Source organism: Streptomyces sp. NPDC127092 (genome assembly GCF_042722475.1).
GTDB lineage: Bacteria > Actinomycetota > Actinomycetes > Streptomycetales > Streptomycetaceae > Streptomyces.
On the sequence record NZ_JBHXFE010000137.1, the window covers coordinates 1,517 to 2,284 of the forward strand.

General features: G+C 75.0%; 1 protein-coding gene. It reads left to right on the plus strand.

Features of this window, described 5'->3' with window-relative positions; translation table 11 throughout:
* Positions 1 to 72: 72 nt before the first annotated feature.
* Positions 73 to 768 (plus strand): GNAT family N-acetyltransferase (locus tag ACFWJO_RS38005; protein WP_386872712.1); only part of this gene is annotated, 696 nt, incomplete at its 3' end.

Here is a 768-nt window from a genome sequence, read left to right on the forward strand (position 1 = left end):
GTCGCGGAGGGGCGTGGCCATGGGGTCACGGCAGCGGGCGGCGGTGACGTCCCCTCCCCTACTCTCGGCCCCATGGACGTCACCTTCACTCCGCTCGACCCGGCAGGCGCCGACCGGGACGCGCTCGTCGCCCTGCTCACCGAGAACGCGTGGCCGTTCCACACGCGCCCGCGCGTCACCCGGCCGGAGGCGGAGAAGGCCGTCGATGGCGGCGCCTGGGAGGATGAGGACCACCGCACCTTCTGGATCGAGCATCCCGAGCACGGCCGCGTCGGCGTGGTGCGCCTGGAGGACCTCACGGACCCCACCCCCTTGTTCGACCTGCGCGTGGCGGAGCGGTTCCGCGGGCGCGGGCTCGGCGCGCAGATCCTCACCGCGCTCACCCGGCACGTCTTCGAGACGATGCCCGCGGTGGACCGCTTCGAGGGCCAGACCCGCGAGGACAACGTCCCCATGCTGCGCACCTTCCGCCGGGCCGGCTGGGTCAAGGAGGCGCACTACCGGCGCGGCTGGCCCGTGGACGGCGGCGAGCCGCTCGCGTCGGTGGCCTACGCAATGTTGCGCCAGGACTGGGCGTCCGGCACGACGACGCCGGTCCCCGCCGACGTCGACGCCCCGCCTCCGGCGGGGCGCAAGGAGGGCGCGGCTGCGGGCGGCCGCGCCCCTGACTGGCCGTTGCCCACCGCGCGGCTGACGCTGCGGCCGCACCGGGAGGACGACTTCGGCTGGTTGCAGGAGATGTACACGCAGCCCGAGGTGGTGCGCCAC